At 72.0% G+C, this 19,769-nt stretch carries 16 protein-coding genes, 1 pseudogene and 1 riboswitch; of the genes and pseudogenes, 7 read left to right on the top strand and 10 right to left on the bottom strand.

All coding sequences use genetic code 11. The features are described 5' to 3' along the window. The first annotated feature begins 1,169 nt into the window (after window positions 1–1,169). Complete coding sequence (locus tag ACQEV8_RS12970) at window positions 1,170–3,248, top strand: DHA2 family efflux MFS transporter permease subunit (protein WP_432959788.1); 2,079 nt, start codon at window positions 1,170–1,172, stop codon at window positions 3,246–3,248. A gap of 24 nt (window positions 3,249–3,272) precedes the next feature. Here the strand turns inward: ACQEV8_RS12970 and ACQEV8_RS12965 are convergent, their stop codons facing one another. Next, the gene (locus tag ACQEV8_RS12965) at window positions 3,273–3,764 is read right to left on the bottom strand and encodes a GNAT family N-acetyltransferase (protein ID WP_432959787.1); all 492 of its coding nucleotides are present in this window, start codon (window positions 3,762–3,764) and stop codon (window positions 3,273–3,275) included. A gap of 148 nt (window positions 3,765–3,912) precedes the next feature. Between ACQEV8_RS12965 and ACQEV8_RS12960 the strand changes: the two genes are divergently transcribed. Then, on the top strand, window positions 3,913–4,614 hold the full coding sequence (locus ACQEV8_RS12960) for a hypothetical protein (RefSeq protein ID WP_432959786.1): 702 nt from the start codon (window positions 3,913–3,915) through the stop codon (window positions 4,612–4,614). A gap of 4 nt (window positions 4,615–4,618) precedes the next feature. Continuing rightward, on the top strand, window positions 4,619–5,149 hold the full coding sequence (locus tag ACQEV8_RS12955; protein ID WP_432959785.1) for a hypothetical protein: 531 nt from the start codon (window positions 4,619–4,621) through the stop codon (window positions 5,147–5,149). 7 nt (window positions 5,150–5,156) lie between these two features. On the opposite strand, the gene ACQEV8_RS12950 is transcribed toward ACQEV8_RS12955, so the two are convergent. Then, window positions 5,157–5,564, bottom strand: a complete 408-nt coding sequence (locus ACQEV8_RS12950) for a DUF1992 domain-containing protein (RefSeq protein WP_432959784.1) — start codon at window positions 5,562–5,564, stop codon at window positions 5,157–5,159. Window positions 5,565–5,678: 114 nt separating this feature from the next. On the opposite strand from ACQEV8_RS12950, the gene ACQEV8_RS12945 reads away from it, so the two are divergent. Further along, the gene (locus ACQEV8_RS12945) at window positions 5,679–6,071 is read left to right on the top strand and encodes a hypothetical protein (RefSeq protein ID WP_215121751.1); all 393 of its coding nucleotides are present in this window, start codon (window positions 5,679–5,681) and stop codon (window positions 6,069–6,071) included. Window positions 6,072–6,098: 27 nt separating this feature from the next. Here the strand turns inward: ACQEV8_RS12945 and ACQEV8_RS12940 are convergent, their stop codons facing one another. Further along, entirely contained in the window at window positions 6,099–6,770 is a 672-nt protein-coding gene (locus ACQEV8_RS12940) for an O-methyltransferase (RefSeq protein WP_432959783.1), read from the bottom strand. Between the two features lie 104 nt (window positions 6,771–6,874). Then, window positions 6,875–8,269: a glycine betaine/L-proline transporter ProP gene (gene proP, locus ACQEV8_RS12935; protein WP_432959782.1), complete on the bottom strand. Its 1,395-nt coding sequence runs from the start codon at window positions 8,267–8,269 to the stop codon at window positions 6,875–6,877. A 275-nt stretch (window positions 8,270–8,544) separates the two neighbouring features. On the opposite strand from proP, the gene ACQEV8_RS12930 reads away from it, so the two are divergent. Both ACQEV8_RS12930 and ACQEV8_RS12925 read left to right on the top strand, forming a co-directional pair. Then, window positions 8,545–10,617 carry a bifunctional glycosyltransferase 87/phosphatase PAP2 family protein gene (locus ACQEV8_RS12930; RefSeq protein ID WP_432959781.1) on the top strand — a complete coding sequence of 691 codons (2,073 nt, stop codon included), beginning with the start codon at window positions 8,545–8,547 and terminating at the stop codon, window positions 10,615–10,617. 329 nt (window positions 10,618–10,946) lie between these two features. After that, on the top strand, window positions 10,947–11,126 hold the full coding sequence (locus tag ACQEV8_RS12925; protein ID WP_432959780.1) for a DUF397 domain-containing protein: 180 nt from the start codon (window positions 10,947–10,949) through the stop codon (window positions 11,124–11,126). Here the strand turns inward: ACQEV8_RS12925 and ACQEV8_RS12920 are convergent. Next, window positions 11,110–12,279 carry a steroid 3-ketoacyl-CoA thiolase gene (locus ACQEV8_RS12920; RefSeq protein WP_432959779.1) on the bottom strand — a complete coding sequence of 390 codons (1,170 nt, stop codon included), beginning with the start codon at window positions 12,277–12,279 and terminating at the stop codon, window positions 11,110–11,112. The two genes, ACQEV8_RS12925 and ACQEV8_RS12920, sit on opposite strands and share 17 nt — an antisense overlap. 217 nt (window positions 12,280–12,496) lie before the next feature. On the opposite strand from ACQEV8_RS12920, the pseudogene ACQEV8_RS12915 reads away from it, so the two are divergent. Beyond that, window positions 12,497–13,731, top strand: a pseudogene (locus tag ACQEV8_RS12915) (cytochrome P450). A gap of 189 nt (window positions 13,732–13,920) precedes the next feature. On the opposite strand, the gene ACQEV8_RS12910 reads toward ACQEV8_RS12915, so the two are convergent. Genes ACQEV8_RS12910 through ACQEV8_RS12890 form a run of 5 tightly spaced genes read right to left on the bottom strand, consistent with a single transcriptional unit; the run spans window position 13,921 to window position 19,381 of the window. Continuing rightward, on the bottom strand, window positions 13,921–14,760 hold the full coding sequence (locus tag ACQEV8_RS12910) for an ECF transporter S component (protein ID WP_432959778.1): 840 nt from the start codon (window positions 14,758–14,760) through the stop codon (window positions 13,921–13,923). Beyond that, window positions 14,757–16,406: an ABC transporter ATP-binding protein gene (locus tag ACQEV8_RS12905; RefSeq protein ID WP_432959777.1), complete on the bottom strand. Its 1,650-nt coding sequence runs from the start codon at window positions 16,404–16,406 to the stop codon at window positions 14,757–14,759. The genes ACQEV8_RS12910 and ACQEV8_RS12905 overlap by 4 nt, the downstream gene beginning before the upstream one ends. After that, window positions 16,403–17,530 (bottom strand): energy-coupling factor transporter transmembrane component T, encoded by a 1,128-nt coding sequence (locus tag ACQEV8_RS12900; RefSeq protein ID WP_432959776.1) that lies wholly within the window; start codon window positions 17,528–17,530, stop codon window positions 16,403–16,405. The genes ACQEV8_RS12905 and ACQEV8_RS12900 overlap by 4 nt, the downstream gene beginning before the upstream one ends. Continuing rightward, a complete protein-coding gene (locus ACQEV8_RS12895) occupies window positions 17,517–18,173 on the bottom strand; it encodes an SCO2322 family protein (RefSeq protein WP_432959775.1) in 657 nt (218 codons plus the stop codon). Before ACQEV8_RS12895 ends, ACQEV8_RS12900 begins: the two co-directional genes overlap by 14 nt. Further along, on the bottom strand, window positions 18,170–19,381 hold the full coding sequence (locus ACQEV8_RS12890) for a prenyltransferase/squalene oxidase repeat-containing protein (protein WP_432959774.1): 1,212 nt from the start codon (window positions 19,379–19,381) through the stop codon (window positions 18,170–18,172). Before ACQEV8_RS12890 ends, ACQEV8_RS12895 begins: the two co-directional genes overlap by 4 nt. Window positions 19,382–19,494: 113 nt before the next feature. Further along, a riboswitch (cobalamin riboswitch) is annotated at window positions 19,495–19,632 on the bottom strand. Window positions 19,633–19,769 lie beyond the last annotated feature (137 nt).

Here is a 19,769-nt window from a genome sequence, read left to right as displayed (position 1 = left end):
GAGGGCGGCTGCGAAGCTCCCGCAGGGTCCGTGAGTGGCTGGTGCGGGGCGTCGTCGCGCGCCTGGGTGGGGGCTCCGGCATGCGGGAGCATGGTCGGAGTGCCGGGCGCGGGCGGTTGCGCGGCCCCTGCGGTGCGCGAGGCCTCCGCCGGGTTTGTCCGGGACTGTCGCGGGGTGCTGTCGGGCGCCTGCGCGGGGTTGCCGATGGCGCGCGGGGGTGCGGTCGGTATGTCGGGCGAGGGCGGCTGCGAAGCTCCCGCAGGGTCCGTGAGTGGCTGGTGCGGGACGCCGTCGGGCGCCTGCCCGGGGCCTCCCGGGTGCGAGACCTCGGCGAGCGGGCGGACGACCGGGGTGCTCGACGGGGGCGGTTGCGCGGCTCCTGCGGTGTGCGAGGCCTTCGCCGGTTCCGTCCGGGCGAGTCGCTCGGCTCCGTCGGCAGCCTGCGCGGGGTTTCCGGTGCGCGTGGCCTGCGTGGGCGGGATGTCCGGCGAGGGCGGTTGCGCCGCTCCCGCGGTGTGTGAGGTCTCCGTGCCCGGGGCCGCCGGGTTCGTAGCCCTCGCCTCTGATGTCTCCGTGCCCGGGACCGCCGGGTGTGAGGCCTCCGTGTGTGGAGTCTCCGTGCCCGGGACCCCCCGGTGCGTAGCGTCCGTGTGTGAAGTCCCCGCACCCGGGACTCCCGGATGCGTAGCCCCCGTGCGCGAGGCCCCCCTGCCCGGGACCCCCGCAGGGTCCGTCACGGGCCTTGGCGAGGTGTCTTCGGGCTGGGGAGATTCCGGCGCCGGTGCGTCCTGCCTCACCGTGCTCCCGGCCTCCGAAAGCGCCGCCCCGCCGTCGAGTTCGACGTACGGGCGGATCCGGAGCGGGTCGAAGTCCTCCGCGGCCGCCGCTTGGGCGGTGCGGGTGTCGAGCAGGGCCTCGGCGGCTCGGTGGGTGCAGGCGCAGGAAGGCGACTTGTCCTGCTGTCTGGGCGCGCCGCACTCCGGGCACGGGTGGCCATTAGGCGGTTCCACGCGTTCCTCCCTCCCCTCGCGAACTCCAGAGATTATCCAGATCTTCTCCACAGTGCGGTCGAGGAGCCCCCGGAATGGCGGCTTCCAAAAGGACTCGGCAGGCCATACCCCGTCACACCGGTCACGATGGAAAATGTCACAGGACCCTCGGGAGGTCTCATGGCAGGGGATGTGCACGACACGACACCGTCACCCGTACCGTCACCTGCGGAAACCCTCGTCCCGGAGCAGGTTCCCGGGAACGTGCTGGTCTCCATCGGCGCCCTGCTCCTCGGCATGCTGCTCGCCGCACTGGACCAGACCATCGTGTCGACCGCGCTGCCCACCATCGTCAGCGACCTCGGCGGCATGGACCACCTGTCCTGGGTCGTCACCGCCTACCTCCTCGCAGCCACCGCCGCGACCCCCCTGTGGGGCAAGCTCGGCGACCAGTACGGCCGCAAGAGGCTGTTCCAGACGGCGATCGTGGTCTTCCTCATCGGCTCCGCGCTGTGCGGGGCGGCGCAGGACATGACCCAGCTCATCGCCTTCCGGGCCCTGCAGGGGCTGGGCGGGGGCGGGCTGATGGTGCTGTCGATGGCCGTCGTCGGGGATCTCGTGCCGCCGAGGGAACGCGGGCGCTACCAGGGGCTGTTCGGGGCCGTCTTCGGCGCGACCAGTGTGCTCGGGCCGCTGCTCGGCGGGCTGTTCACCCAGCATCTGAGCTGGCGCTGGGTGTTCTACGTCAACCTGCCCGTCGGGATCGTCGCGCTCGCCGTGATCGCGGCTGTCCTGCACCTCCCGCGCCGCTCCCAACGGCACGTCATCGACTACCTCGGCACCTTCCTCATCGCGGCCGTCGCCACCTGCCTGGTGCTGTTCGCCTCCCTCGGCGGCACGACCTGGGGATGGGGGTCCGCGCAGATCATCGGGCTCGCCGTGCTGGGCGTGGTCCTCGCCGTCGCCTTCGTCGCCGTCGAGCGGCGCGCCGCCGAACCCGTGCTGCCGCTGAAGCTCTTCCGCGTCCGCACCTTCACCCTCGCCGCCGTGATCAGCTTCGTCGTGGGCTTCGCCATGTTCGGCGCGATGACCTACCTGCCGACCTTCCTCCAGGTCGTGCAGGGCGTCAGCCCGACCATGTCCGGTGTGCACATGCTGCCGATGGTGGTGGGCCTGCTGCTGGCCTCGACGGCCTCCGGCCAGATCGTCAGCCGTACCGGCCGCTGGAAGGTGTTCCCGATCGCCGGCACCGGCGTCACCGCGCTCGGACTGCTCCTGCTCCACCAGCTCGACGAGAACAGCTCCACCGTCCAGCTGAGCGGCTTCTTCCTCGTCTTCGGGCTGGGCCTCGGCCTGGTCATGCAGGTCCTCGTGCTCATCGTGCAGAACGCCGTCCCGTACGAGGACCTGGGCGTCGCCACCTCCGGCGCGACCTTCTTCCGCTCGATCGGCGCCTCGTTCGGCGTCGCCGTCTTCGGCACGATCTTCGCGAGCCGGCTCAGCGACCAGCTCACGGACGCCTTCCGGGGCGCGCGGCTGCCGCCCGGCGTCTCCGTGGACTCGCTGGAGGCCGACCCGCGCGGCATCGCGGCCCTGCCGCCCGGCCTGCGCCCACCGGCCCTGCACGCCTACGCCGTCTCCATCACGGACGTCTTCCTCTACGCCGCCCCGGTCGCGCTCCTCGGCTTCGTGCTGGCCTGGTTCCTCAAGGAGGACCGGCTGCGCGGCTCGGTCACCGCGCCCGACGTCACCGAGACCCTGGCCAGCAATCCCGTCGAGCGGACCTCGTACGACGAGGTGTGCCGCGCGCTGTCGGTGCTCGGCACCCGCGCGGGGCGGCGCGAGATCTACCGGGACATCACCGACCGGGCGGGCTACGACCTGCTGCCCGCGGCGAGCTGGCTGCTGCTGCGGATCCGGAGATACGGCGAGGTCGAGCCGGCCATGCTGGCCGAGAGCATGCCCGTGCCGCTGACCGTGATCATCGAGGCCGCCCGCCAGGTCGAGGAGCGGCGGCTCGCCGTGCGTGAGGGCCTCGGCCTGATCCTGACCGACGAGGGGCGTGAGGTCGCAGAGCGGCTGGCGCAGGCCCGCGAGGAGTCCCTCGCCGAGCTGCTCGGCGACTGGTGGGGGCCCGACCGTCCGGCCGATCTGGTCCAACTCGTGCGGGAGTTGAACGGCGAACTGTGCGGGTCGCGGCGCGAGCGGCCGTACGACGACCGGTCCTACGAGGAGCGGCGGGCGGAGCACATGGGCTGATCCGGGGGTCGTACGGCCGGTGGTTCAGATGAGGGACTTGGCGAACCAGTGCTCGGCGTACCGGTCGTCGTTGTGCGGCTCGGTCTCCGTGTAGCCGAGCTTGGCGTAGAGGGCGCGGGCCTCGACGAGGTCGCCGCGGGTGTCGAGGACCAGCCGTGCGGCGCCGAGCGCGCGGGCGGCGTCCTCGGCGGCACGGACCAGGAGCGGGGCGCCGCCCCTGCCGCGCATCGGCGGGCACAGGAAGACCCGCTTGAGCTCGGCGGTCGTGCCGTCGTACCGCCGTACGCCCGCGGTGCCGGCCGGCTCACCGCCGTACCGGGCGACCAGCAACTGCCCGCCGGGCGGCGCGAGATCGGCACCGGACTGGGCGGCGATCTCCCGCTCCAGCTCCTCCGGGTCGGTGCGGCGGCTCTGGTGCAGCAGGTACCAGCGGTCGCTGACCTCGGTGTAGTACGCCCGCCACAGAGCGGCGGCGACGGGGGAGTCGTACGGTTCCGGGGTCACGGTCCAGGTCATGAGCGCATTCTCGGCCGGTGCCGTACCGTGCCCGCAACCGGATATGTGTGACCGCCGTGTGCCGTTTGGGGGCGGGTTTCCGGGCTACCCGGTGCGGCGAACCGGTCCGCGAGGAGGGCCGGTTCGGCCGAGAACCCGGAAGGCATCCATGTCCACTGGCCTGATCATTGCTCTGATCGTGATCGCGGCGGTCGTCGTCATCATCGCGGCGGCCATGGCCCTGCGAGCCCGCGGGCCTCGTCGCGGCCCGAACCTGAAGCGGCGCTTCGGACCCGAGTACGACCGGACCGTCGCCCGCCACGACGGCGACACCAAGGCCGCCGAGCGCGAACTCACCGAGCTGGTGCACCGTCACGGCGACCTGCGCGAGCGGTCGCTGGAGCCGGCGCAGCGCGAGCGGTACGAGGCGCGCTGGACGGCCGCCCAGGAGCGGTTCGTCGACTCGCCTCGGGAGGCGGTCGCCGAGGCGGACCGGCTGCTCGCCGAGCTCGCCGGCGCCCGGGGCTTCCCGGACGGCGGCCAGTACGAGGAACAGCTCGCCGCGCTGTCCGTGCACCACGCCCACCACGTCGACGGCTACCGGCGCGTGCACCGTGCGGCACATCTGCGCGAGGCGGACGCCCGCGACGGCGGCACCGGTACGGAAGACATGCGGGAGGCCATGGTGGCGGCCCGCGCCCTGTTCGAGGAACTGGTACGGCCGGGCCGCCACGACGGCGGACGTCATGAGGGCCGACGCCACGAGGACGGCCACCGCCGTGCCGGACAGAACGGCGGCCGCAAGGCCGCGACCGCCCGCGACGGGCACATGCCGTGGGCGCTCAACCGACGTCAGGCGAAGGAGAGTTGAGGAAATGTCCGACGTGACCCGACCGCCCGGCGAGAACACCGCCGCCCCCGACGCCCGAGGCGAGAGCGCCCTGGGCACCGGCCGCGGCACCGGCACCGAGCGCGCGACCGGCGCAACCGAGACCGGCGCAACCGAGACCGGCGTAACCGAGACCGGCACGAGCGCCACCGCCACGAGCGCCACCGGCAAAATCACCGCCCCCAAGGGCACCAGCACCCCCGGCACCTCCCGGGAGGGCACGCACGCCCACCTCTTCCCCCACGACGAGTCCGACAAGCTCGGCCTGCAGTTGCAGCACGCCGTAGCCGGGTTCGTCGACGGGCCCCGGGCCTCCGTCGAGGAGGCCGACCATGTGCTGGAGGAGATCGCGGCCCGGTTCACCGAGGCCGTGGCGCAGCGTCGCCGGACCCTGCGTCACTCCTGGCAGTCCGTCGAGAGCGGCGAGGGCAAGCCGGTGTCGAGCTCCGACACCGAGCAGCTCCGGCTGGCCCTGAAGGACTACCGCGAGCTGGCGGAGCGGCTCCTGCACGTGTGAGAAACGCTCACCGGTCCGCCCGGCTCTCCCGCCACTGCCGTACGACGTCCTCGACGTCGTACGGCTTCTTTCCCAGCGGGGGGCCGGGCGGCGGCTTGAACATCATCTCGCGGATCTTCACATTGACCTCGTCGATGATCTTCCGCACGATCCGCTCCGAGGGCGCCGCGAGGGCCGCGAGGAGCGCGTCCTCGGCCTCCTTGCGCAGCGCCAGTGCCGGCGGCAGGACGGAGAAGCCCTCGCGGGCCATCTTCCGCTTGATCCACCACAGTTCGTCGTAGGTGGTGTCCACGTCGGCCGGCAGCGGCTTGCCCGCCCCCGGCAACCGTTCGAACTCGCCGCGGGTCTCCGCGTCGCGGACCTGTCTGTCGACCCAGGACTCGAAGTCGACGCCGGGTGGCTTTCGCTCGGTCATGAGGCCATTGTGCCGGACAGCGCGCAGTCGGGCGTTCTATCATGCGGCGGGCCCAGGACCTGTCTGACACACAGGCCCTGTCAGACCCACCAGGACGTCTCAGGAGGAGCGCACGTGCTCGAACTCACCATGGCCGCCGTGTCCCCGGCGGAGGAGGGTGCCACGGCCGGCATGCTCATGGCCGACGCGCCCAGCGAGCCGGGTGCCGTGCTGCGGGTGGGCCGCGACAAGTCGGTGTGCCGGCTCTCGACGCCGGACGACTGGCTGTTCGTCTCCCGTGTCCATCTGGAGTTCCTGTGCGGCCCCGAGGGGACCTGGCAGCTGACCTGGCTGCGCGGCTCCCAGCCCGACCCGTCCTCCGAAGTCCGGCTGACGGTCGGGGAGTACGCCCAGCCCATCGCCTACGGGGGCACCGTCCCGCTTCCCCGGGGCGGCAGCGGCGAGATCATCATCCAGGACCGCACCGCCCCGCGCAGCGTCAACGTGGGCTTCTACCACGAGGTCTGACACACCCAGGCCCACGTCGAAAAGGCCCTACGCCAGCACCCGCGCCAGCGCGAACCCGTCGTACCCCTTCGTGCCGACCGTCTGGATCGCCGTCCCGCTCAGCCTCGGATGGCTGCCGATCAGTTCGATAGCGGCGCGGGTGCCCACCACGTCCGCCGCCGAGCTGCCGTCGTCGGTCACGCGGCCGCCGCGGACGACGTTGTCGAGGACGATCAGGCTGCCCGTGCTGGCGAGCTTCACGGCCCACTCGACGTAGTGCGGGTTGTTGGCCTTGTCGGCGTCGATGAAGACCAGGTCGAACGGGGGCGGGTTCTCGTCGGCCAGCTTGGGCAGCGACTCCAGGGCCGGGCCGACCCGCACCTCGACCAGCTGGTCGAGGCCCGCGCGGGCGATGTTGCGGACGGCGACCTCGGCGTGCACGGGGTCGTACTCCAGGGAGACCAGCCGCCCGTCGGCGGGCAGGGCACGGCCCAGCCAGATGGTGCTGTAGCCGCCGAGCGTGCCGATCTCCAGGATGTGGCGGGCGCCCTGGATCTGGGCGAGGAGCTGCAGGAGCTTGCCCTGATTGCCCGCGACGTTGATGTGCGGAAGGCCGGCGGCGTCGCTGTCGCGCAGCGCCGCCGCCAGGTCTTCGTCGTCCGGTGCGAGGTGGGCGGTGAAGTAGGCGTCGACCTCGTCCCAGACGTGCGACTCGCTCATGCGCCTCTACCTTTCGTACGCATAGTTAGATTCCCTAACTACTGGCGCTGTCGAAGATAGTTGGTGCCGCGGTCCGCTGCCAGGGAGATGTGGCCCGGCGTGTCTCAGCCCGTCACGGACGGTGCCGAGCCCGGCAGCGGGCGGCCCGCCGACTCCGTCATGCGCCACACCGCGAAGCCGCCGATCACGGCCGCGGCCATCATGTAGTACGCGGGCATCATCATGTTCCCGGTCGCGCCGATCAGGGCCGTCACCACCAGCGGGGTCGTGCCGCCGAACAGGGACACGGAGACGTTGAAGCCGATGGAGAGCGAGCCGTAGCGGACCCGAGTCGGGAACAGCGCGGGGAGCGCGGACGGCATCGACGCCGTGAAGCACACCAGCAGCATGCCGAGCGCGCCCATGCCGAGCCCGACCGCGAGCAGGCTGCCCTGGCGGATCAGCAGCAGGGCCGGGACGGAGAGCAGCAGGAAGCCCGCGCAGCCGGCGGCGATCACCGGGCGGCGGCCGACGCGGTCGGTCAGCGCGCCGACGAACGGCTGGGCGATCATCATCAGCGCCATCACACCGAGGACGACGAGCAGGCCGTGCGTCTCGTCGTAGTGGAGCTGACCGGTCAGGTAGCTCGGCATGTACGACAGCAGCATGTAGTCGGTGACGTTGAAGACCAGCACCAGGCCGACGCAGAGCAGCAGCGCGCGCCACTGGCCGGTGATCATCTCGCGCAGCGGAACCTTGGGCCGGTTGTGCTCGGCCTTCTCGGCCTCGGCGGCGAACGCCGGGGTCTCCTCCAGGCGCATCCGCAGGTAGAGGCCGACGATGCCCATCGGGCCCGCGATCAGGAACGGGATGCGCCAGCCCCACGAGGTCAGGTCGTCGGTGGAGAGCAGGGCGGTCATCAGGGTGACCAGGCCCGCGCCGCCGATGTAACCGGCCAGCGTGCCGAACTCCAGCCAGCTGCCGAGGAAGCCGCGCCGCTTGTCGGGGGCGTACTCGGCGATGAAGGTGGAGGCGCCGGCGTACTCGCCGCCGGTGGAGAAGCCCTGCACGAGGCGGGCCACGAGGAGCAGGATCGGCGCGCCGACACCGATCGTCGCGTACGACGGGATCAGGCCGATCGCGAAGGTGCCCGCGGCCATCATGATCATGGTGAGCGCGAGGACCTTCTGGCGCCCGACGCGGTCGCCGAGCGGGCCGAAGACCATGCCGCCGAGAGGGCGGACCAGGAAGGCCGCGGCGAAGGCGCCGAAGGTGGAGAGCAGCTGCGCGGTGGGGTTGCCCGACGGGAAGAAGACCTTGCCCAGGGTGACCGCGATGTAGCTGTAGACACCGAAGTCGAACCATTCCATCGCGTTGCCGAGCGCGGCCGCCTTCACGGCGCGCTTGACGAGCGCGGGGTCGGTGACGGTGGTGTCGTGGGCCTTCGCCTTGCGGCTCTTGAGCGCGGACGTGGGAGCAATGACTGAGGCAGTCACAAGACTCGCTCGCCTCCGTTTCATCGGGGACAGGAACGCGGTCCGCGCGGCGGCGCTGTCGAACGGGCCGAAAAAGCGACGATAGGCGGAGAATGCCCGCTCACGGGCGGTATGCCTTTCGTTGCGGGGTGCATCTAAACACCGGCTGTGCAGGCACGCTTGCCCGTTCGCGGGCGGTTCCCACGTGATCTTGATGTGATCCTTCTCGCGTTCGCGGGAGGCGGCCGGCCGTCTCCCGCACTATCGTCAACCGGATGAAGGGGGCGTAAGGGTCACACAGGGTAGAAGGCCGACGAAGCGTGACGAATGCGGAGCGCGGCGGACGACCGACGGAAGCCTCCGGAGCGACAGCCGTCGGCAGACCTCACGCACGCCTGCGCCTGGCCTGCCTCGGTCTGTGGCTGATCGTCGCCGTCCTCGCCGCACGACAGGTCGCCGTCGTCCTCGGCACCCCGCGCGGGGAGCGGCTGACGGCCCTGGAGACCTGGGTCGGGCCGAACGGCGTCCTGCATGTGAACGGCTCGCTCTACGACTCGACCCGCTTCACCGGCACACCCTTCAACGGGCTGGCCCTCAAGCCGCTCACCCGTTCGGCCGAACAGGCCCTCGGCTGGGGCTGGACCTTCGGCACGCTGCTGCTGGTCGCCGCCCTCGGCCTGATCGCCGCCCGCGCCCTGCCCCAGCCCGTCGGCCGCCGCACCGCACTGCTGGCGGCCCCCGTGGCCGTCGGCCTGCTCATGCTGTCCCTGCCGGTCCGCAACACCCTGTGGCTCGGCCAGACCAGCGTCATCCCGGTCCTGCTCGTCCTGCTCGGCTGCTTCGTCGCCCACGGCCGGCGGACCAGCGGTCTGCTCATCGGGGTCGCGGCGGCGCTCCAGCCCACCCTGCTGCTCTTCACGCCTCTGCTGTGGTGCACCGGCCGCAGACGCGCCGCGCTCTCCGGCGGCGTCACCTTCGCGGCCTGCACCGCGCTCGCCTGGGCGGCGATGCCGCACGACTCCTCCGTCTACTGGGTCCACCACCTGGCCGGCGCCGGCCTCGGCGGCCGGGCCGACGCCCTCGGCAACCAGTCCCTGCACGGCGCCCTGCTGCGGCTCGGCCTGCACGGCCCCCTGGAGGTCGCGCTCTTCCTGGCCCTCGGCGCGGCCGTCGCCGTCCTCGCCCTGCGCCGCGCCGTGCGGTACGTCGCCGACGGCCAGCTCCTCCTCGCCGTCGCGATCACCGGCTGCGCCGCCATCGTCGTCGCCCCCACGGCCTGGCAGCACCAGCTGCTGTGGGTGCTGCTCGCGGTCGTCGGCCGGGCCGGCAGACGCGCCCGTGACCGGTACGTATGGCCCGTCGCCGTTGTCTTGGCCATGACGCTGCCGACCAGGCTGCTGCTTCCGGACATCGCGGCACTGGACCCGCTGCGCACCGAACTCGTCCTGCTCGCCGCCCTGGCCGCCGCCGTCGCCGTCCCGTTCCTGTCCCGCGCCTCCCCGTACTACCGGTCGCCGATCCCGGCCGTGTACGCGCCCGCCGCCCCGGCCCGCTTCCGGCACGTGCCGCTGCTGCCCTTCCTGCGCCGCGTCCTCACCCGGCCGAACCTCCTCCTGGAGCTTCTCCTCCTCCGGGTCGCCTACGCCGCCTACTCCCAGGTCCGGCTCGCCGCGACCGGCGGCAGCGTCTCGGCCGGCCGGGCCGAGGCCGAGGAGCACGCCTGGCAGATCCTCGGCCTGGAACGCGCCCTGCGCCTCGACGTCGAGCACTGGGCCAACCACGCCGTGGTCGCGATCGACGGGCTGCGGGACTTCTGCGACTTCTACTACGAGTCGATGCACTTCGTCGTCCCGCTGGCCGTCCTGGCCGTCCTGTACTGGCGCCGCCCGGCCGACTACCGCTGGGCGCGCTCCGCCCTCGGCTTCGCCACCCTGCTGGCCCTGGCCGGCTTCTGGCTCTACCCCCTGGCCCCGCCTCGACTGATGCCGGGGCTCGGCTTCATCGACACCGTCCACGGTGTCCAGGACTTCTCCCAGCCCGACTACGGCACGCTCACGGCCCTGACCAACCAGTACGCGGCCATGCCGTCGCTGCACGTCGGCTGGGCGCTGTGGTGCGGCATCGTGATCGCCGTCCTGGCGCGCTGGTGGTGGATGAGGGCGCTGGGCCTGCTGCACCCGCTGCTCACCCTCTGCGCCATCGTGGCGACCGGCAATCACTGGGTGCTGGACGCGGTGGGCGGGGTGGTTGTCGTCGGGGCGGGCTTCGGGCTCGTGTACGCGCTGACGGGGCCGCGGCCGACGGGCTGCGCACGGCACCCCGGGGCGACCGTGCGCGAGGAAGCCGGGGGTTCCGTCGGTGCGGGGCGGTCCGCTCGCCGCTGTGACAGGTGACGCCCCTGCCCGCGGTGAACGACTGGCTCCTCTTCGGCCAGGCTCTGGCACGTGAGGGGCCCGGCCCACAAGGGACTGCCGCGCTCCGAGCCCGTCCGTGACGTGAGGAGCGAACACCTCACCCAACGGGCGTGCGGAGCAAGCGCCGCCGCCTGCGTGGCTTTGGGTGTCACTTGCGCTTACGGGCCTGTGTCACACCGAAAATTATGAAAGCCACGATGGCGATTCCGAACAGCAGCCAGAGAGGGACGCCATCAAGCCCTTTGTAGGCTGGTGACGTCGAAGCGATGTGTGAGTGCACGAGATCTCCTCCATGTGGTGCGCTGACCGTGTGGCGTAAGTCGTCCTACAGCAGCGACCAGGGCGGTCAGTGCCTTGAAGTCGCTGAAGCGCCCACCACCATCGCAATACGCGACTCCAAGAACCCGGCGGGACCGATCCTCACCCTCGACCCCGCCACGTTCACCACCTTCATCACCTGGACGACGGCGACTACAGCCGCTGAATGATCGTGCCGGTGGCCAAACCGCCCCCCGCGCACATGGTGATCAGCGCGAACTCCTTGTCCGTGCGCTCCAGTTCATGAAGCGCCGTCGTGATGAGCCGGGCCCCGGTGGCTCCCACCGGGTGCCCGAGCGCGATCGCGCCGCCGTTCACATTCACCTTCTCCAGGTCCTGCTCGAAGACCCGCGCCCAGCTCAGCACCACGGACGCGAACGCCTCGTTGATCTCGACCAGGTCGATGTCCTTCAGGGACATCCCGGCCTTCCCCAGCACGGCGTTCGTCGCATCGATCGGTCCGTCCAGGTGGAAGTGCGGGTCGGCTCCCACCAGCGCCTGGGCCACGATCCGGGCCCGGGGACGCAGCTTCAGGGCGCGAGCCATCCGCTTCGACGCCCACATGATCGCCGCCGCCCCGTCGGAGATCTGCGACGAGTTGCCGGCCGTGTGCACCGCCGTAGGCATGATCGGCTTCAGGGAGGCCAGGGCCTTTGCCGACGTGTCGCGCAGGCCCTCGTCCTTGTCGACCAGGCGCCACATGCCCTGCCCGGCGTGCTGTTCCTCCTCCGTCGTGGGGACCTGGACGGCGAAGGTCTCTCGTTTGAAGCGTTCCTCCGCCCAGGCGTGGGCGGCGCGTTCCTGGGAGGCGAGTCCGAGGGCGTCGACGTTCTCGCGGGTGAGGCCACGGTGGCGGGCGATGCGCTCGGCGGCCTCGAACTGGTTCGGGAGGTCGACGTTCCACTCGTCGGGGAAGGGCTTCCCCGGCCCGTGCTTCGAGCCCGACCCCAGCGGCACCCGGGACATCGACTCGACCCCGCACGAGATGCCGACGTCGATCACGCCGGTGGCGACCATGTTGGCCAGCATGTGCGAGGCCTGCTGCGACGACCCGCACTGGGCGTCGACGGTCGTGGCGGCCGTCTCGTAGGGGAGCCCCATCGTGAGCCAGGCCGTGCGCGCGGGGTTCATGGACTGCTCGCCGGCGTGCGTGACCGTGCCGCCGACGATCTGTTCGACGCAGTCGGCGGGAATGCCGGTGCGGCCCAGGAGTTCGCGGTAGGTCTCGCCCAGCAGGTAGGCGGGGTGCAGATGGGCGAGCGCGCCGCCGCGCTTGCCGATCGGGGTGCGTACGGCTTCGACGATCACGGGTTCGGCAGCCATGGGTGCGGGTCCTCTCCGGGAGGCTACGCGGAACTAGTACGCGTTCTAGTTCTGTGAGCAGTGTGCTGAGGGTCGCTCGGTGACCGCAAGGGTCGTGCGGGCAATTGAGGGGTCCATGCCTCTTGCTAGTTGTAGAACCCGTTACTACCGTCACCGCAACTCCGCACAGCTGATGGGCCGTCAGAACAAGAGTCGGTACGAGTGGTGGGAGCCGCCCATGCCCTGTCCCGCGCTGCCCGACGGGTTCGACTTCACCGACCCGGACCTGCTGCATCAACGCGTGCCCCTGCCGGAGTTCGCCGAGCTTCGCCGGGTCGAGCCGGTCTGCTGGGTACCGCAGCCGGCCAATGTCGCCGGCTTCCAGGACGAGGGGTACTGGGCCGTCACCCGGCACGCCGACGTCAAGTACGTCTCCACGCACCCAGAGTTGTTCTCGTCGTACCTCAACACGGCGATCATCCGCTTCAACGAGCACATCGACCGGGACTCCATCGACGCCCAGCGGTTCATCCTGCTCAACATGGACCCGCCGGAGCACACTCGGGTGCGGCAGATCGTGCAGCGCGGGTTCACCCCCGGGCGATCCGCGCCCTGGAGGAGCGGCTGCGGGCCCGGGCCCTCGCGATCGTCGCCAACGCCCGCGCGCACACCGGGCCGTTCGACTTCGTCACCCAGGTCGCCTGCGAGCTGCCCCTCCAGGCGATCGCGGAGCTGATGGGCGTACCGCAGGAGGACCGGGACAAGATCTTCGACTGGTCCAACAAGATGATCGCGTACGACGATCCCGAGTACGCCATCACCGCGGAGGTCGGCGCCGAGTCGGCCACGGAGATCATCGCCTACGCGATGAACATGGCCGCCGACCGCAAGCAGTGCCCCGCCCACGACATCGTCACGCAACTGGTCGCGGCGGAGGACGAGGGCAACCTCAACTCGGACGAGTTCGGCTTCTTCGTGCTGATGCTGGCCGTCGCGGGCAACGAGACCACCCGCAACGCCATCACCCACGGCATGCACGCCTTCCTCACCCACCCCGAGCAGTGGGAGCTGTACAAGAGGGACCGCCCGTCGACGACGGCGGAGGAGATCGTGCGCTGGGCGACCCCGGTCGCCGCCTTCCAGCGCACCGCCACCCAGGACACCGAGCTGGGCGGCAAGCGGATCCGCAAGGGTGATCGCGTAGGCCTCTTCTACGCCTCCGCCAACCACGACCCCGAGGTCTTCGACGAGCCGGACGACTTCGACATCACCCGCGATCCCAACCCGCACCTCGGTTTCGGCGGGGGCGGCCCGCACTACTGCCTGGGCAAGTCCCTCGCCGTGCTGGAGATCGACCTCATCTTCAACGCCATCGCCGACGCCATGCCGGGCATGAAACTGGTCGACGATCCGCGCCGGCTGCGGTCGGCGTGGATCAACGGCGTGAAGGAGCTCCGGGTGAGCACGGGCTGACGTACCGGGCCGGGCACGGAGAAGGCGGCGGCCCCGGGGATCAGGGGACCGCCGCCTGGTCGTCCAGAGAACAGGGCTCGGCCCCTGCCCGCAAACGCCCCTCTTACTAGGCCGGGCCGCATGAGGCGGTGAGGTTCCACCCTGTGACCGGGGCCTGTCCCTACGGCCTCGCTTCGTACGTGACGTGGGTCATGTGGGGGGCTTCACTGCCGTGGGCGCGTCGAACGTGACCGGCGTCTCGAACGCCGCCCGGCGCGTGGCGCGGCGCAGCGCCCTGAGCACCGCCGGGCCGAGGGTCAGCGTCAGGACGACCGTGACGACCGCCCGGCCCAGGTCCCAGCCGAGCGAGGTGGCCAGGCAGTACGCGAGGAAACGGGCCAGGTTGGCGGGGACCGTCGCCTGCGGGTCGAAGGCGACGTTCGAGGCGAGGGCGCTCATGAAGGGCCAGCCCGCCATGTTCATCACCGTGCCGTAGGCGAAGGCGGCGAGGAAGCCATAACCGGCGAGCATCACCAGCTCGCCACGGCCGCGCAGCCGGTCCGGGCCCGGCAGCAGGCCCGCGCCCATCGCGAACCAGCCCATCGCCAGCATCTGGAACGGCAGCCACGGGCCCACCCCGCCCGTGAGCAGCGCGGACGCGAACATCGTCACCGAGCCGAGGACGAACCCGAAGCCCGGGCCGAGGACCCGGCCGCTCAGCACCATCAGGAAGAACATCGGCTCGATCCCGGCGGTACCGGCGCCGATCGGCCGCAGGGCGGCACCCGTGGCGGCCAGCACGCCGAGCATCGCCACCGCCTTCGGGCCGAGGCCGGACTCGGAGATCGCGGCGGCCACCACCGCCACGAGCAGTACCAGCAGGCCCGCGAAGAGCCAGGGCGCGTCCTGCGCGTGGGCGCTGAGCTGTGAGGTGGGCGGGGCGATGAAGGGCCAGCAGAAAGCGGCCACCCCTACGGCACTGACCAGGATCAGGGCGGTGAGGGAGCGGGGGCCGAGTCGGACGGCCCGGGCCTGGCGCTGGGCTCTCACGAATCGGTCCCGGGCTGGAGGGCCGCGCGGACCTCGGAGACCGTGAGCCAGTGCTGCGGGGCCAGGATCTTGGTGACCTGCGGGGCGAAGGACGGCGAGGAGACCACGACCTCCGCGGTCGGGCCGTCCGCGATCACCTCGCCCTCGGCCAGGAGCACCACCCGGTGGGCGATCTCGGCGGCCAGCTCCACGTCGTGCGTCGCCAGCACGATGGCGTGCCCCTCCTCCGCCAGCTCGCGCAGGACACCGGCCAGGCGGGCCTTCGCCGCGTAGTCCAGGCCCCGGGTGGGCTCGTCCAGCAGGAGCAGCGGGGGCCGGGCGGTCAGTACGACGGACAGGGCGAGGGCGAGGCGCTGGCCCTCCGAGAGGTCCCGGGGGTGGGTGTCGTCGGTGACGCCCGGGAGCAGCTCGGTGACCAGGGCGCGGCAGGTGCCGGGGTTTGCTCCCGCGTCCTGGTCTGCCGCCGCGCACTCGGCGGCGACGGTGTCGGCGTAGAGCAGGTCGCGGGGTTCCTGGGGGACCAGGCCTACCTTGCGGACGAGGTCCTTGGGGGCTGTGCGGTGGGGTGTGGCTCCGCCGAGCCGGACGGTTCCGGAGGTGGGGGTGACGAGGCCGACGAGGGAGTTGAGGAGGGTGGATTTGCCTGCGCCGTTGCGGCCCATGAGGGCGATGGTTTCGCCGGGGGTGATGGTGAGGTCGATGTGGGTCAGGGCTTGGATTCGGGCGCGGCTTACTGAGAGGGCTTGGACTTCGCCCAGGAGGGTGGGGGGTGTGGAGGGTTGGCGGGCGCGGGTGGTTTGTGGCTTGTCGCGCAGTTCCCCGCGCCCCTTGAGGGAGAGCTGGTGCCGTAGGTCTGTGGCCCGGCGGCGGGCGTCTCGGACCGTCAGGGGTAGAGGGGACCAGCCCGCCAGGCGGCCCAGGGCGACCACTGGCGGGTACACCGGGGACACCGCCATCACCTCGGCCGGGGGCCCGACGACCGGGGGCGCGCCCGGGGCCGGTAGCAGGGCGACCTGGTCGGCGTACTGGATGACGCGTTCCAGGCGGTGTTCGGCCATGAAGACCGTGGTGCCGAGGTCGTGGACGAGGCGCTGGAGGACCGCGAGGACCTCTTCGGCGGCGGCGGGGTCGAGGGCGGAGGTCGGCTCGTCCAGGACGAGGACGCCGGGGTGCGGCGTGAGGACCGAGCCGATCGCGACGCGCTGCTGCTGGCCGCCGGAGAGGGTGGCGATCGGGCGGTTGCGCAGGTCGGCCAAGCCGAGGAGGTCGAGGGTCTCCTCGACGCGGCGGCGCATCACATCCGGGGCGAGGCCCAGGGACTCCATGCCGTAGGCGAGTTCGTCCTCGACGGTGTCGGTGACGAAGTGGGCGAGCGGGTCCTGGCCCACCGTGCCGACGACATCGGCGAGTTCGCGCGGCTTGTGCGTGCGGGTGTCGCGTCCGGCCACCGAGACCCTGCCCCGCAGTGTGCCGCCGGTGAAGTGCGGCACGAGCCCGCTGACCGCGCCCAGGACGGTGGACTTGCCGACGCCGGACGGGCCGGCGAGGAGGACGAGTTCGCCCTCCGGGACCTCGAAGTCGACGCCCTGGACGGTGGGTCCGGAGGCACCGTCGTACGTCACGGAGACATCCTCGAAGCGGATCATGACGGTTCCTTGTGCTCGGGGGCGACGAACGCGGGCAGCAGACCGAGGAGGATCGCCGCCGCGGGCCAGACGGGGAGTGTGGGGGCCACGAGCGGCACCACGCCGGGGTGCAGGGCCGCGGGCTCCCGGACGGCGGCGAGCACGAGCAGCGCGGCGACCGCCACGCCGGAGGCGACGACCAGCACGGCGCGCACGTCCCAGCGGTCCGGGCGGTACCGGGTGCGCGGCGACCGCCGGCCGCCGAGCCGGAGACCCGCGAGGGCGGCGGCGAGACCGACGAGCAGGACGGGCATCCCGTAGGTGGCGCCTTCGGCGGTGAGCAGCCCGTACGTTCCGGCGCAGACGCCGAGCAGACCGCCGAGGGTGAGGGCGGCGGTGGTACGGCGGACCGCGGCCGGGACCTGGGCGGTACGGCCGTAGCCGCGGGCGTCCATCGCGGCGGCCAGGGACACCGAGCGCTCCAACGCGCCTTCCAGGACCGGGAGACCCACCTGCAGCAGGCCACGGACGCCCTTGTCCGGACGGCCGCGCAGCCGGCGGGCGGCGCGCAGGCGCTGGACGTCGGCGATGAGGTTCGGCGCGAAGGTGAGGGCGACGACGACCGCGACACCCATCTCGTACAGGGCGCCCGGGAGGGACTTGAGGAGGCGGGAGGGGTTGGCGAGGGCGTTCGCGGCTCCGACGCAGACGAGCAGGGTGGCCAGTCTCAGGCCGTCGTACAACGCGAAGGTGAGGGCCTCGGCCGTGACCTCGCCGCCGAGGCGGATGCCCTGGGCCCAGTCCGGGAGGGGCACCTCGGGGAGCGTGACGAGGGTGTGCGTGCCGGGGATGGGGGAGCCGAGGACGATCGCGAAGAGCAGCCGGACGACCAGGACGGCGAGGGCGAGTTTGACGAAGGCGCCGTAGGAACGGGACCAAGGGGTCGGGGGGCGGCAGGTCGCCACGACGTAGGCGGAGACCGAGATGAGGAGGCAGAGGAGCAGGGGGTTGGTGGTGCGGGTGGCCGCGGTGCCGAGGGAGAGGGACCAGAGCCACCAGGCGCCGGGGTGCAGAGGGGCCCGGCGCCGGGGCCGGAGGTGGGAGGGCGCGTCGCTGAGCCGGTCCGCGCTGCTAAGCCTGGTCACGCCGACGTACCTGCCACATCGCGGCCGCTCCCAGGACCGCCACCACGCCGATGCCCGCCAGCAGGCCCAGGGACGGGCCGTCGTCGTCGGACGTGTTCTTCTTCGCCGCCGGTGTCGACTGCCGGGAGTTCGCCACCTGCTCGCCGCAGCCCGTCTTCGGATACCCCGCGATCGCGCACAACAGGGCGTTGGTGTCGTAGCGCAGGGGCTTGGCGACCGTCGCGAGGGCCTCCGCCGTGGTCGCGTCGGGGGAGACCCGGGCGCAGACCGTCCGGGCGGGGGGCGGGGTCTCGCCCTGGGGGGCGTCCGCCTTGGCGCCGGGGTCGATGACGAGCGCCACGCGCTTCTTGCCGTCCTGCGCGGGCGTCTTCGCGCAGACGGTCTTGAAGTCGGCCGCGCCGCGCGGCCGGGCCGCCTCGGAGGAGTCCTCGCTCACCGCGAAGCGGAACCCCTGGACGTCGCCGTCCGAGGGGCGGGCCAGGGACGGGCCCTGGGTGGCGTAGACCCAGCGGTCGCCGTCGCGGTCCCAGAACGACCAGTACCGGTAGCCGGCGGCCTGGGCCGCGCCCGCCCCCGCGCCCGCGCCCGCTCCCACGCTCAGCAGGAGCGTGGCCAGGAGGAGGAGAACGGCACGGCGGATCACGACTGCTGCCTCTTCTTGCGGCCGGTGAAGAGGAAGCCGATGCCGATACCGGCGACGAGGCAGACCCCGACGTACCACCAGACGCCGAAGAAGCCCGACTCCGAGTCGTTCTTCGTGTCGGTCGCCGAGGGCTGTTCGGGGGCCTGCGGGGCCGGGCCCGTCGCGTTCAGCTGCTTCACCAGGTCCGTGCCGCCGAAGTCGCGCGGGTTCGCGCCCGTCGCGTGCGCGGCGAAGATCAGCTGGGCGTAGGCGGCGGGACCGTTCTGGGCGGCCCAGGTCGTGGAGTTCTTCTCCAGCCAGCCCAGGGACTTCTCGGCCTGCGCGGTCTCGCCCTGCGCGGCGAGCGCCACGACCGCGTCGGCGGTGTTGCCGTGGTCGGGCTGGGGGGCCGAGCCGGCGAGGGCGGAGGTGAGGTGGTTGTCGTCCTCGGCGAGGGTCTGGGTGAGGTACGCGGCACCGTTGGCTGCGGCCTGCCGCGGCGTGGAGGGATCCGTGCACGTGGCGTCGGACTTCTTGCCCGCCTCCACCACCATGCCCTTGCCGAGGGCGCCGAGGGCACCGGCCGCCGTGGCGTCCGCGTTGGCGGTCAGCTCGCCCTTCTTGTCCGGCTGGAACGCGAAGGCGCCGTCGTCGTCCCCGCCGCAGGGGAGGGCGAGCTTCAGCAGGGCGTCGTAGGGCGACTTTCCGCCCTTCTCGACCTGGTCCGGCTTCTCACCGGCGGCGGCGAGCGCGCCGATGACGACGGACGTCGAGTTGGTGTCGCTGGCGCCGCCGGGCGCGTAGCCCCAGCCACCGTCCTCGTTCTGTACGGACTTCAGCCAGTCGACGGCCTTGCCGGTGACGGCGTCGTGCCCGCCGAGCGCGGCGAGGGCCTGGACGGCCGCGGCCGTCTGGTTGCTGTCCACCATGGTCTTGGCGTCGCACGCCGCGGCCGGATCGGCACGGTACGGGGCGAACCCGCCGTCCGCGCACTGCTGCCGGACCAGCCACTCCACGGACTTCGCCGCCGGCTTCTCACCCACCGTGTCCTGGGCCAGCAGGGCGAGCGACTGGCGCCAGACGCCGTCGAACTTGGGGTCCTTGCCCCCGTACAGGGCGGAGGGGAACGCCTGGGACGGAGTCGGTGACGGTGCGGCGGCGGCCGGCGTGGCGGTGCCGATCACGGTGGCGGCGGCCAGGACGGCGGCGGCCCTGCGGCGGACGTTCATGATCGGCGGGTGCCTCTCCCTGTGAGGGAGCCGGGCAGCACGGGACACCCCCGGCGGCTCGGCTCCGTATACCTCGACGGTGCCGTGCACCGGCGGGCGCCGGGCACGTGAGCCGGTCACGATCCGTACGGGCGATCCGGCTCCCGCCTGGCAGGGCGGTTACGGTTGCGGGTCAGCGCCGGAATTGCACCGGCTTCTCCCTGTACGGGTGATGACGACCCGCCTACTGTACCCGCACCTACGAAAACGCCCGAGGGTAGCTTCGCCCCCCCATGCCGACCGCACCACCGGGGAGACTTCTCGGTGCGGCGGCCTGCCCCGCTGGCCTCTGGATGAACTCGGCCATGCTCCAGACCACCCCGGCTCGGCTGTCGGTGTCCTCCACCAG

This window comes from Streptomyces sp. CA-179760 (assembly GCF_050937045.1).
In the GTDB taxonomy this organism is placed as follows: Bacteria; Actinomycetota; Actinomycetes; order Streptomycetales; family Streptomycetaceae; genus Streptomyces.
This window is presented reverse-complemented; position numbering and strand designations above follow the sequence as displayed.